The sequence below is a fragment of the Clostridium acidisoli DSM 12555 genome (assembly GCF_900176305.1).
Taxonomy (GTDB): Bacteria; Bacillota; Clostridia; order Clostridiales; family Clostridiaceae; genus Clostridium_I; species Clostridium_I acidisoli.
On the sequence record NZ_FWXH01000038.1, the window covers coordinates 1 to 14450 of the forward strand.

General features: G+C 30.4%; 6 protein-coding genes, 1 riboswitch and 1 other annotated feature. Of the genes, 5 read left to right on the plus strand and 1 reads right to left on the minus strand.

Going from position 1 to position 14450, the window contains the following annotated elements:
* The first annotated feature begins 258 nt into the window (after window positions 1-258).
* A riboswitch (Lysine riboswitch) is annotated at window positions 259-427 on the plus strand.
* A gap of 140 nt (window positions 428-567) precedes the next feature.
* The 3 genes from B8978_RS18575 to B8978_RS18585 all read left to right on the plus strand — a co-directional run bounded on the left by B8978_RS18575 (window position 568) and on the right by B8978_RS18585 (window position 11727).
* Window positions 568-1767, plus strand: coding sequence for an aspartate kinase (locus tag B8978_RS18575; RefSeq protein WP_084117779.1), 1200 nt, complete (start codon window positions 568-570; stop codon window positions 1765-1767).
* A 28-nt stretch (window positions 1768-1795) separates the two neighbouring features.
* Window positions 1796-3094 (plus strand): diaminopimelate decarboxylase, encoded by a 1299-nt coding sequence (gene lysA / locus B8978_RS18580; protein WP_084117780.1) that lies wholly within the window; start codon window positions 1796-1798, stop codon window positions 3092-3094.
* A 107-nt stretch (window positions 3095-3201) separates the two neighbouring features.
* A complete protein-coding gene (locus B8978_RS18585) occupies window positions 3202-11727 on the plus strand; it encodes a glycoside hydrolase family 94 protein (protein WP_084117781.1) in 8526 nt (2841 codons plus the stop codon).
* A 136-nt stretch (window positions 11728-11863) separates the two neighbouring features.
* Here the strand turns inward: B8978_RS18585 and B8978_RS18590 are convergent, their stop codons facing one another.
* Entirely contained in the window at window positions 11864-12085 is a 222-nt protein-coding gene (locus tag B8978_RS18590; protein WP_084117782.1) for a hypothetical protein, read from the minus strand.
* 185 nt (window positions 12086-12270) lie between these two features.
* Here B8978_RS18590 and B8978_RS18595 point away from each other — a divergent pair, with 185 nt between their 5' ends.
* Window positions 12271-12645 carry a desulfoferrodoxin gene (locus tag B8978_RS18595; protein ID WP_084117783.1) on the plus strand — a complete coding sequence of 125 codons (375 nt, stop codon included), beginning with the start codon at window positions 12271-12273 and terminating at the stop codon, window positions 12643-12645.
* A 68-nt stretch (window positions 12646-12713) separates the two neighbouring features.
* Window positions 12714-12947 (plus strand) — a binding site (T-box leader).
* Window positions 12948-13010: 63 nt separating this feature from the next.
* Window positions 13011-14024, plus strand: coding sequence for a tryptophan--tRNA ligase (gene trpS, locus B8978_RS18600; RefSeq protein ID WP_084117784.1), 1014 nt, complete (start codon window positions 13011-13013; stop codon window positions 14022-14024).
* The last annotated feature ends 426 nt before the right edge of the window (window positions 14025-14450 follow it).

Here is a 14450-nt window from a genome sequence, read left to right on the forward strand (position 1 = left end):
TTTTTACTCACGCAGTAGAGTAAAAATCTTTAACCAGTTACTTCGCAATTTCTTTATATTATGAATTGAAATAGTAATTATTGAGTTCAAGATTATACACTTGTGTGCATAAAATATCAGAATTTAAGTTAATACAATCTTATATAATATAATTATTGATGTCAATTGATATTAGTTATTTCATAAATAATTATTAAGAGTATTGCTATATTAATTCATATGTGATAAAATAAAAAACAATTTAATAAGATTTTGTTCACCTAGGGTAGAGGTGCTGAAATTATGAGTATTTATTCGTAGCTGGTAAGTTAAGATGAATAAAAAAAGGAATTTCAGCCGAAGGAAACAAGCTGACGAGTTTGGATTCTGGCTTTACATAGAATATATGTAAAGCTGTCACTAATAAAAGTGGAGAGCTACAAGGTACACAAATTTGCGGATTAATATTATAAATCGGCAAAGGTGTTCCTTTGACGGTTTATTTTTATTGTTTTTTGGATTTCATAATCATCAAATCTTATAGGTGTAATAAAATACTTCTTAATGGAATTAGGAGGCCTAAAAATCATGTCAGTAATTGTACAAAAGTATGGTGGCAGTTCAGTTGCTACTACAGAAAAAATCAAGAAAGTAGCAGAAACAGTAATTAAAAGACAGAAAAAAGGACATAAAATGGTTGTAGTTGTTTCTGCCATGGGAGATACTACAGATGATTTAATATCATTAGCTAATGGAATTTCAAAAAAACCAGATAAAAGAGAGTTGGATGCGCTTTTATCTACAGGAGAAATGATTTCTTCTGCACTTCTTGCTATGGCAATAAAAGATATGGGATATGAAGCTATTAGTTACACGGCCTATCAAATAGGAATGAAAACTAGTGGACAATATGGCAAATCATTAATTGAGGATTTAGAAGTAGAAAAAATAAATAAAAGTCTAAAAGAAGATAAAATAGTTATTATAGCAGGATTTCAAGGTATTAATGAAATTGGAGATATTACTACATTAGGAAGAGGTGGCTCTGATACTACAGCTGTTGCTATAGCTGTTAAATTAGATGGAATTTGTGAAATATACACTGATGTAGATGGAATATATAGTACAGACCCAAGAAAATATAGTGATGCTAAAAAGTTAAAAGAAATTGATTATGAAGAGATGCTGGAGCTTGCTAGTCTTGGGGCACAGGTTATGCATTCAAGATCAATAGAACTTGGACAAAAATATGGAGTTCCTATATATGTTGGATTAAGTTGTTCAGAAATAGAAGGAACAGTTATCAGGGAGGTAAATAATATGAATATGGAAAGCAAACCAGTAACAGGACTAGCAACAAGTGATGAGGATATAGCCGTTACAATAAAAGGAATAGAACAAAATATAAATATTTTATCAAATATTTTTGAAGTTATAGGAAGTAGAAAGATAAATATTGATATGATAAGTCAAACTGCACCTATAGATGGAAAGGTAAATGTTTCATTTACAATACCTAAAGATGATACTTATGAATGTATGTCTATAATAAAGCAGTTCACAGAAGAAAAAAATATTTTTATAGATAAAGATATAACTAAATTCTCTGTAGTTGGCATAGGGATGAAAACAACTTCAGGAGTGGCAGCAAAAATGTTTAAAATTTTTAGTGATAATAATATAGATGTAAAACTTATAACTACTTCTGAAATAAGAATTACTTGTGCAATAAAACAAGAAGATAAGGGTAAAGCAATTAATCTTATTGCAAATAAATTTAATCTTTAAATTATAAATTTTAGGGAGAGGTGTTTAGATGAAACTTTTAGGAACAATGGATATAAAAAATGATGAACTTTATATAGGAGGCGTAAGTACTTCAAATTTACGCAATAATTTTGGAACACCACTTTATGTTATAGATGAGGAGCTAACAAGAGAAAAATGTAGGAAATATTACAAAACCTTTGTTGGAAATGAAGGAATTAATAAAGTGGCATATGCAGGAAAGGCATTTTTAACTATTGCCATGTGTGAGCTTATAAATGAAGAAGGATTAAATCTTGATGTAGTATCTGGTGGAGAACTCTTTACAGCATATAAGAGTGGGTTTCCTATGGATAAGGTATTATTTCATGGAAATAACAAAACCATTGAAGAAATTAAAATGGGAATAGAACTTAAGGTTGGAAGATTTGTCGTAGATAATTTTTATGAAATAGAGAAGATAAATCAAATAGCAAAAGAAAATAATGTGATTCAAAAAATATTTATAAGAGTTACACCAGGGATTGAAGCACATACACATGAATATATAAAGACCGGTCAAATAGATTCAAAATTTGGATTTACTATTGTAAATGATTATGTGATTAATGTGGTAAAAAAAGCAATACAATTACCTAATATAGAATTAGCAGGCTTACATGCACATATAGGTTCACAGATTTTTGAGATTAAGCCTTATGAAGATGAGGTGGATGTAATGCTTAAGCTAATAAAGGACATAAAGGGAATTGTTGGTTATGAAGTAAAGGAACTTGATCTTGGAGGGGGATTTGGTATCTTCTACAAAGAGGGAGATGAGCCTAAAAAAATAGAGGATTTTTGTAACGTGATTTTAAAAAGAGCAGAATCAAAAGCAAAGGAATTAGAGATAAACTTGCCTAGTTTAATAATTGAACCAGGAAGATCAATAATAGGGAATGCGGGAACTACATTATATACTATCGGGTCAATAAAAAATATACCAGAAGTTAGAAAGTATGTATCAGTTGATGGTGGAATGACAGATAATATTAGACCTTCTCTTTACAGTGCAGAGTATGAATGTGCTATTGCAAATAAAATAAATGAGACTTCATACGAAAAAGTAACAATAGCAGGAAAGTGCTGTGAATCAGGGGACATTCTGCTTACAGATGTGAATATTACTGAAGCTGAAAGTGGAGATATTTTAGCTGTTGCAAGCACTGGAGCATATGGATATTCTATGGCTAGCAATTATAATAAGATACCAAAAGCAGCAGTAGTTTTTGTTTCTAATGGTAATGCAAAACTAACTTGTAAAAGACAAACTTTTGAACAACTTATTGAAAATGAATTGAATTTATAGAATTTCATAATATGTAATCTTCCTATCTATGAGTAAATATTTTAAATTGGGTAATACTAATTTAAGCTAATTGTTGTTATTAATATTTATTGAGAGGATGGTTACATATGTCTAATGAGGATTTCCTAAACCATGCTACACACATATCTGATTATCATGAAAATATTACAAAAGGAAACAGTAAAAGAAAAATAAAAAAAAGTCTAGACAATAGTTTTAATACTATTTTAAGAGGCTATGAATATATTGACGGTGAAATAAAGCATAAAAGAGAAGTAATACCAGTTGCGGAATGGCTGATGGATAATATATATCTAATAGAAAAAGAGTATAAAGACATAAAAAATAATATATCAGATGATTATTATAAAAAGTTGCCTGTTGTAAAAAATGGAAATTACAAGGGTTATCCGAGAATATATCATATTTGTTTTGAGATAACATGTGAAGCCGAGAATAAGATAGATGAAGATAAAATCATAAATTTTATTGAAGAATATCAAAAACATTTTGTATTGAACAATAATGAACTTTGGGTACTTCCTAAAATGTTAAGAGCAGCGTTAATTAAAAGTATAAGCGATATTACAGAAAAAATTATTGAAGTTCAAAGTGAAAAACGTAGAGCAGATATAATTGGAGATAAGCTTATAGACGCTGTAAATAATGGAACAGATGATGAAGAATTAAAAAAGATTTTATCAGAAGATATAAAATTCACGCCTCATTTTAGTGAGAGAATTTTAAAAATACTAAGAGATAATGGTGTAGATAACAAAAAAATATATGAATGGATAGACAATAAATTAGATGTTGTTTCAAGTAATTCAGAGAATGTAATTATACTTGAACACAAGCTGCAAGCTAGATTAAAAATTTTAATGGGAAATTGTATTAACTCCATAAGAGAGGTTGAAGCTTTAAACTGGAGACAATGTTTTGAAAAGTTAAGTTACGTAGAGAAAATATTAAGAGAAGATCCAGTAAAAATATATGAAAATATGGATTTTGCATCAAGAGATTATTACAGATATAATATTGAAAAATTAGCTAGATATATGAAACTTTCAGAAGTTTATGTAGCTAAAATGGCTATTGAATGTGCAAAAGAAGTAGGAAAGAATTTTAAATATGAATGTGAAAAACATGTTGGGTATTATATTGTAGATGATGGGATTACTTGTCTTAAGAAAAAAATAAAATATAGAGAAAAAGGAATACATTTATTAACTAAGCCTTTTAAAAATCATAATTTTTTTTGGTATGTATCTTGTAATATGTTGGGAACGGCAGCATTGATGGCATTTATTATAAGTATGAGCCTTGCAAACGATTATGATATTGTAATCTGGAAATATATTTTAGCTGGCTTTGTAGTTATTTTGCCATGTAGTGAAATTATTAATTCGGTTTTAAATTGGAGCGTTAACCATCTTATAAATAATAGGTTTATTCCTAAAATGGAGTTACAGGATGGAATTCCAGATGGGTGTAAAGCTATTGTAGTTGTTCCAGCAATTTTAAACAATCCAGAGAGGGCAAATAAAATTATAGATGAACTAGAAATATATTATCTTGCTAACAAAGAAAAAAATTTATATTTTGCACTTTTAGGAGATTTTAAAGATAGCAAAAATGAAAATGAATCACCAAATGACGAGAATATAAACAACATAGCTTTAAATCATATTAAAGAACTTAATGAGAAATATAAAGACCAAGGGGAAGAAATATTCTACTTTTTTAATAGGTATAGAACTTATAATAATAAACAAAAGATGTGGTTTGGATGGGAAAGAAAACGTGGAAAGTTAATGGAATTTAATTCCTTGCTCAGAGGGAATGAAAACACGAGTTATAATGTGTTAAGTGGAAATGTAAAAAAACTTCAAGATGTAAAATATGTTATAACGTTGGATGCTGATACGCAGCTTCCAAGGGATACAGCTAAAAAACTTATAGGAGCAATGGATCACGTACTTAATAGGGCACAGTTAAAAGAAAGTAAAATATCCAGGGGCTACGGTATTATGCAACCAAGAGTTAGTATAAGTACTGTTAGTTCTAACAAAACACTATATTCAAAAATATTCTCAGGTGAAACTGGAATAGATACCTATAGCATGGCTATATCAGATGTATATCAGGATTTGTTTGGTGAAGGAATTTATACTGGAAAAGGTATATATGATATAGACGCATTTGAAAGCACAATAGAAGGAAAAATTAAAGACAATACTGTATTAAGCCATGATCTTTTAGAAGGGTCTTATGCTAGATGTGCTTTGATTTCAGATGTAGAATTAATTGACGGGTATCCTGCCTATTATGATGCAAGTTGTAAGAGGTTACATAGATGGGTAAGAGGAGATTGGCAATTACTACCATATATATTTAGAAATTCTGGATTAAATAGACTTTCAAAGTTAAAGATGATAGATAATTTGCGAAGGAGTTTATTAGCACCGTCAATAATATTATTAATGATATTATCACTTACAGTTGTTCCAGATGGTTTTGAAAAATGGATTAGTTTAGCGTTTATATCACTAATATTTCCATGGCTATTCGATGTATCGGAAGTAGTTATATCTCCAATTAGAGGCATAAGCATATCTGGAAAAATGGCAAATAATAAAAATTTAATTGTACAGATATTTTTAATTTTTAGCTTGTTGACTTTTAATACAGCATTAATGATAGATGCAGTATTTAGAACTATTTATAGAATATCAATTAGTAAAAAAAATTTACTTCAATGGCAAACTGCTGAAGATGCAGAAGAAAATAGACTAACCAAGTTAAAAGATTATATAATTTTCATGTGGCAGGGTAGTCTTATCGCGTTTCTAATAGAAATTTTAGCAATAATTAGAGGAAATACAGTTGCAATAGTTATGGCACCATCATGTATATTATGGTTTTTTAGTCCGGTTATAGCATTTTTAATAAGTAAAGATAAGAAACCATCAATGATTAAATTATCGGATGAAGATAGAAATTTGATTAGGAGAATAAGTAGAAAAACCTTTGCGTATTTTGAAGACTTTGTCAATGATGAAGATAATTTCTTAGCACCTGATAATTATCAAGAGGATCCACCCAAGGGAGTAGCACATAGAACATCACCTACTAATATGGGTATGGGGATAACCTCGAATATCGTTGGATATGATCTTGGATATATAACAATAGATGAATTTATGTGGAGAATGGATAAAATAATTACAAGTATGGAATCACTGGAGAAATGTAACGGGCATTTTTATAATTGGTATGATACCAAAAGTAAAATACCATTGAATCCCAAATACATTTCCACTGTTGATAGTGGAAATTTAGTAGGGTATTTTTGGCTTGCATCAGAAACTTTGGATGATTATATGAATAAACCACTTATAAGTGGTACATATAGAGAAGGAATTTGTGATGTTTTAAGAATTGCAAATGAAGAAATCGAAAAGGAATTGTCCGTTAAAAACTATTATAATGATGCAATTACTCAAATTGAAGCCTCAAAATTAGATGCAGAAGAATTGAAAAACAACCTAAGTGAAGTAAAAGAGCAATGTGATAAGATCAAAAATAATAGTACTAATGCACTACTTTATTGGAATTCAAAGGCAAAACATCAACTTGAAAAGAGAATTGAGGAACTTGAAAAGATTTTTCCATGGGCTGACATTGCTTCTAATAGAGCTGAAATGATAATCGGTAAGGCAGAGAAAATAAAAGATTTAGCGTATAAGATACCATTTAAAGATATACCACAAGAAATTGACATGATTATTAATACAATAAGAATTAGTGACGATGCCTTTAATGAAAATATAACTTGGTTAAATAATTTAAAAGATTTACTGACTAAGAGTAAATCAGAAGTAAATCGAATTATTGATAATATGAACAATCTTAAATTAAGAATAAGCAAAATGTCAGATGATACAGATTTTAAGATTGTATTTGATAAAGGTAGACAATTGTTTTCTATTGGATATGATGTAGATAAAGGGAGTCTAAGTAATTGTTATTATGATTTACTTGCTTCAGAATCAAGGCAAGCAAGCTTTATAGCTATTGCTAGTGGAGAGGTAGAACAAACACATTGGTTTAAACTTGGTAGGGCTATGACATATATGGGTAAAGGAAAAGGTCTTGTTTCATGGAGCGGTACTATGTTTGAATATTTTATGCCACTACTAATTATGAGGGATTATCCAGATACACTTTTAGATGAAACATATAAAAGTGTGGTTAATGGACAGAGGAAATATGCAAAAAAAAGATACATTCCAATTTGGGGAATTTCAGAATCTGCTTTTTATAGCTATGATGTCGCTGCAAATTATCAATATAAAGCTTTTGGAGTACCTGGAATAGGGCTAAAAAGAGGGCTTATAGATGAGCTGGTTATATCTCCATATTCAACTATTTTGGCTATGCAGAAGGATTTAGGAAATGCACTTAATAATTTGAAAAAGATAATTCATAATGGTTTAGAAGGAAGATATGGGTTATATGAAGCTATTGACTATACGAAGGACAGGATGCCAAAGGGTGTAAAAAATGTATTAGTAAAATGTTTTATGGTTCATCATCAAGGCATGTCTCTTATGGCACTGGATAACGTATTGAATAGTTTTATACTCCAAAATAGATTCCATAACATACCAAAGGTTAAAGCAACAGAATTATTGTTACAGGAGAGAATTCCAAAGAGAGTTACTTATGATAGAGAACAATCATTTGAAGTTGCACAGGCTCGAGATGAAAGAGCTAATTTTATTGTTAGACATTATAACAATCCAAATGGTGAAGTTCCTGAAACACACTTGCTTTCAAATGGCAATTATTCAGTTATGATTTCAGCCAGTGGTAGTGGTTATGGAAAATTAAACGATATGACTGTATATAGATGGAGAGAAGATGTTACTCTTGATGATACAGGAATGTTCTTTTACATTAAAGATATAAGCAAAAATAAAGTTTGGAGTGCAACCTATGAGCCAACTAAAAATGCTGGTGAAGACTATGAAGCAATATTTGCACTAGATAAAGTTGAGTTTAAAAGAAAAGATTATGATATTGAAACACATACAGAAATTTCTGTATCAAGTGAAGACAATACAGAGGTAAGAACAATTACACTAAAAAATAAAGGTAAAGATGAGAGAATAATTGAAATTACCAGCTATTCAGAGATAACTTTAGCTCCTATGAATGCAGATGAGGTTCATCCCGCATTTAGTAACCTGTTTATTAGAACTGAATTTATAGAAAATCCAATGTGTATTTTAGCAAATAGGAGACCTAGGGCTAAAAATCAGAGTAAACCTTGGATTATGCAAACTATGGTTACTGATGGTGAAGTAATTGGTGATGTGCAGTATGAAACTAGTAGGATAAATTTTATAGGTAGGGGTTGTAATCTGACATATCCAATAGCAATTGGGGAAGACACAGAACTTAAAAATGTAGTTGGAGATGTAATAGACCCAGTAATATCTATAAGACGAAAGGTGAAAATAAAGCCGGGTCATAGTTGCAAGATTTGTTATATAAGTTCTATTTGTGAATCAAAAGAGGATGCTATTAGCATGGCACAAAGATATAGTGAAGTCCAAAATGTTAGAAGAGTATTCAGTATGTCATGGAGTGAAAGCCAGGTTGAGTTAAAATATTTAGGAATTAAACCTAATCAAGCAAATCTATATCAATTAATGGCTTCAAAAATATTATTTTTAAATACTATGGTTAGAGAGAGAGCAGAGTATATTAAATCCATAGAGAAATCTCAGAATGCATTATGGGCTTATGGGATTTCTGGAGACTTACCAATAGTTTTATTATTAGTACGTAGTGAAGCTGATCTAGGTCTGGTTAGACAATTATTAAATGCACATGAATATTGGGCAATGAAAGGATTAAAAGTTGATTTATTAATAATGAATATGGAGGAAAGTAGCTATCTTCAGGATTTAAGTAATAGTTTACGTGAAGTAATTGCTTCTGGACACTCAAGAGATAAAGAAAATAAATCTGGTGGGGTTTTCTTATATGGTAAAGCAACTATGAATGAAGAAGATAGAAATTTGATTTTGGCAATTGCTAGGCTTGTTATTGATTCAGCTAAAGGTCTTTTAGTTAGTCAAGTTAAAAGTAGTATAAAACTTAAAAACAATATGCCTATGTTAGAGCCTAAAAAAATAAATTATGAGGTAAAAGATTTTAAATTTCCACAAAGAAAACTTAAATATTACAATGGTTATGGTGGTTTTGATATTGGATCAGACGATTATGTAATTAGGTTAAAAGATAAACAAAATACGCCAGCACCATGGGTTAATGTAATTTCAAATAAAAACTTTGGATTTCATGTTTCTGAACTTGGTAGTGCGTATACGTGGTGTAAAAATAGTAGAGAAAACAAACTAACACCTTGGTCAAATGATTATGTTACTGACAGATTAGGTGAAGCACTATATATTAGAGACGAAGATACTGCGGAAATTTGGAGTATATCACCAAAACCAATTAGGGACGATGGAGAATATATTATAGAGCATGGAAAGGGTTATTCTACATTTAGACATATGGCAAAGGGTATAATAGGCGATATGACAATGTTTGTTCCAATGAATGATAATGTAAAGATTATTAGAGTTAAGCTTAAAAATATTTCTAATACAAAAAGAAATATATCTCTAACCTATTATAGTCAACTTGTTTTAGGTGTTGTTCCAAGAGAAACAGTTAATCATATAGTAACTTATATTGATGAAGATAATAAATTTATATATGCAAATAACCCTTATAATTCAAATTTTGGCCGTGTATTTGCATATCTTAAAATACAAGGTGGTAATGAGGAAAGTTTTTCGGGTGATAGAAAGGAATTTATTGGAAGAGGAGGAAGCATAGAAAAACCAATTGCAATGGATAAAAAAGCTCTTTCTAATAATATTGGAGCTGGATTAGATCCATGTATGGTAGAAAATGCAAAGATAGTTCTTCTAGAAAATGAGGAAAAAATAATAAATATTATTTTAGGAGAAGGGGAAAGCATTGAAGAAATTGAAAAAGTATTAGGTAAATATTCTAATGAGCATAAAATAACAAATGAACTTGAAAAAACAAGAGAATATTGGAAAGAAATGCTTGGAAAAATAAAAGTTAAGACGCCAGATGAAACTATGGATATAATGCTAAATGGACAGTTAATGTATCAAGCTATAGCATGCAGGTTATGGGCAAGAAGTGCTTTCTATCAATCTGGAGGAGCTTATGGTTTCAGAGATCAACTTCAAGATGTAATGCCACTATGCTTTATAAAACCAGAAATGACAAGAGAGCAAATACTTATAAATGCATCTAGACAGTTTATTGAAGGTGATGTTCAACATTGGTGGCACCCTGTAGTAGATAGTGGTATAAGAACAAGATTTTCAGATGATTTATTGTGGTTACCTTATGTAGTTAGTGATTATATAAAAAACACAGGGGATTACAGCATTTTAGAAGAAGAAGTTTCTTATATTGAAGATGAACCTCTTAAAGAAGGGGAAGATGAAAGATATAACGTGGCAAAAAAATCTGATAAATTTGGAAGCATATATGAACATTGTATAAAGGCACTTGAAAAAGGATTAAAATTTGGGGTTCACAATATTCCATTAATGGGAAGCGGAGATTGGAATGATGGAATGAGCACGGTTGGAAATAAAGGCAAAGGTGAAAGTGTTTGGCTTGGATGGTTCTTATATAGTATTCTTAAAGATTTTAAGGATATTTGCAAATATAAGGAGGATGAATACAGAAGCCAAAGGTATTCCGAATTAAGTGACTTTGTAAGTGAAAACATAGAAAAAAATGCTTGGGACGGAAATTGGTACAGAAGAGCATATTTTGATGATGGAACACCACTTGGATCTTCAAAAAATGATGAGTGTAAAATAGATTCATTAGCACAATCATGGGCTGTAATATCAAAAGCAGGTAACGTTAGTCGTGCTAAAATTGCAATGAAATCTCTAGAAAAGTATCTTGTTAAAGAAGATAAAAAAATGGTGTTATTGCTATCACCTCCTTTTAACAATTCTAAGCTTGAACCAGGATATATTAAAGGATATATTCCAGGAGTAAGAGAAAATGGAGGGCAATACACGCATGCAGCAACATGGGTTATTCTTGCTATGGCTAAACTGCATGAGAGTAACAAGGCATGGAAATTGTTTAACATGATAAACCCTATAAATCATACTAAAACTATGGAAGAAACCAAAACATATAAAGTAGAACCTTATGTTATGGCTGCTGATGTATATGCTGAAGAATCTAACATGGGAAGAGGCGGTTGGACTTGGTATACAGGCACAGCAGGTTGGATGTATAGAGTTGGAATTGAGGGGATTTTAGGACTTAAACTTTCAGGTGGAAAAGGTTTTGAAATACATCCATGTGTACCAGAAGACTGGAACGAATATGAAATGTATTACACACATGAAAAATGTAAATATAAGATTAAAGTTGAAAGAGGAAGTGAAAAAGGCGTAACTTTAGATGGAAAACAATTGAAAACTGATTTGATACCATTTTTAAAGGATGGTGAACATTTAGTTGAAGTGACAATTTAACCAATTGTTTTATCATCTTGAAGGTGAGATAGTAGATTATATATAAAAAAATCCAGCACCATTTAGGTGCTGGAACATAAGTAAATCAACTTTTTTTAGTAGTGCTTACCACTAGCAATCATATTAAAAGTAAAAATTATTTTTTTGGTGTCTTATCATCTGGATCATCATTTAAATCATCATTTAAATCATCATGTGTATAATCAAACTCCTGCCATGCAATATTGTTGCATACAATAGGATCTCTAACGGGGTCAGGAAGTTCTGTATAATCACTTTTAGAATAAGCTTTAATCTTTTTTTGCTTTTGATCCATATAACCTCTTTCTTTTGGTAAATACGGTATTTTTTTAGACATAAGTAGATTCTCCTCTCATAAAATAAATTAAAAAGCAATAAAAATTTTACTTTAATATATAGTATTCCAAAGAAACAGGAAGTTATAATTAAATAATTTGTCAGAATATTTAATTTATATGTAATTAGTGCTATAATGGAATAAATCAGATAATAGAATTATTTAATATAGTGGAGGGATATAAGATGACAGAATTAAAACAAATTTATAAATGCTCAATATGCGGCAATATTGTTGAAGTTGTAGGCAAAGCTGGTGGAACACTAGTTTGCTGTGGAAAACCAATGGAATTAGTTAAAGAAAATTCTAAAGATGCAGCTGTTGAAAAGCATGTTCCTGTAGTTGAAAAAAATGGCGATGAAGTATTTGTAAAAGTTGGAGAAGTGGAACATCCAATGACAGAAGAACACTATATACAATGGATTGAAGTAATAACAGAAACTAAAGTTTATAGAAAGCATTTGACACCAAATGACAAACCTCAAGCTACATTTAAAATAGACGAAGATATAATATCAGTTAGAGAATATTGTAATCTTCATGGATTGTGGAAAAAATAAGATATGTTAATATATCTTATTGACAAAAAACAAATAGAATAATATATTAAGTATATACCTAATAAGATTTGAGATTGATGAGGAAATGTAAGTAGATTTAAAAACATACTTTAAGAGAGCTGTATATGGTGTGATTCAGTAGTGATGTTTAAATTGAATGGATTTCTGAGATTTAGAAAGAAAATTAGTATTTCTAAACGTTAGTTCCACGTTATAGGAACAGGATATTTATATATCTTTATTTGAGAGAAAACTTAGTTTTCTAAAATTTAGGTGGTACCGCGTGTATTTTCGCCCTAAACAAAGTTGTTTGATTTTGTTTAGGGCTTTGTTATTTTATTTAAAATGTTTTGGAGGGAAGAAATATGGAAGAACAAAGTAAAAAAGTTATATTTAGTGGAATACAACCTTCGGGGAATTTAACAATAGGCAATTATTTAGGCGCCTTAAAAAATTGGGTGAAGTTGCAGGATGAATATGATTGCTACTATTGTGTTGTTGATTTACATGCCATAACTGTAAAACAGGAGCCAAAAGATTTAAGAAGAAGAACATTAGAAATACTTGCAATTTACATAGCAGCAGGAATTGATCCTGAAAAAAACACAATGTTTATACAATCACATGTGTCTGCACATTCAGAAGCATCTTGGCTTTTAACTTGTAATTCATATGTAGGTGAGTTAAGTAGAATGACTCAATACAAAGATAAGTCGAGCAAATATGGAAATAGTACCTCAATAAGCGCAGGACTTTTAAATTATCCAGTACTTATGGCAGCAGATATACTTTTGTATCAAACGGACTTAGTTCCAGTAGGATTAGACCAAAAGCAACATTTAGAATTAGCTAGAAACATAGCAGAAAGATTCAACAATGCCTACAGTCCTACTTTCAAAATTCCAGACCCATATATACCTAAAGAAGGTTCGAAGATTATGGATCTTCAAGAACCACTTAAAAAGATGTCAAAATCATCGGATAATCCTAATAGTTATATTTTGTTAATGGATCCACCAGAAGTTATCAAAAAGAAAATATCTAGGGCAGTAACTGATAGCCTTGGAATAGTAAAATATTCAGATGAACAACCTGGAGTTAAAAATTTGATGACAATTTTGAATACATTAACAGGAGAAACCTTTGAAGATATAGAAAAAAAATATGAAGGTCAAGGGTATGCAAAATTTAAAGAAGATGTTGGAATTGCAATTGTGAATGAACTTGAACCAATACAAAACAAGGTAAAGAAACTATTGGAGGACAAGGAATATTTAGAGAAGATTTACAAGGCAGGAGCAGAAAAGGCAAGTTATGTTGCAAATAAAACTCTAAGAAAAATGCAAAAGAAGATTGGATTTATTCCAGTGGCAAGATAAAATTGGTTTAGAACTTAATAGTTAGAAATTGCGAAGTACGGGTGAAGGGTTTTCACCTATGCTTCGCGGTGAAAAAGCGAAGGGTCGCTAACGCGAGGTGAAGGGTTTGACAGGCGCTTTGCTGGTCAAAGGTGATGGGTTTTCCGTTGGAAAAAGCTATGGATAATTTTTCTACGCTATGCTGGGAAAAATCTTTGAACTTAAACTTTATAATCTAAAATATTTTGTTCATCATTTTTTGGCCAAAGGTCGTGGTGTTTAATGAATAAGTGTTATTAGAGTATTAACCATAACATTAACCCCAAAGGCTACGCCTAAAAGTAAAACCTACGGTTAAAATACACATTATTGTTGTCTCTAAATATTAAGACACATAAATTCATTATTTTTCCGACCTAAGGAGGAAAAATTTCCTTAGCCTTTATG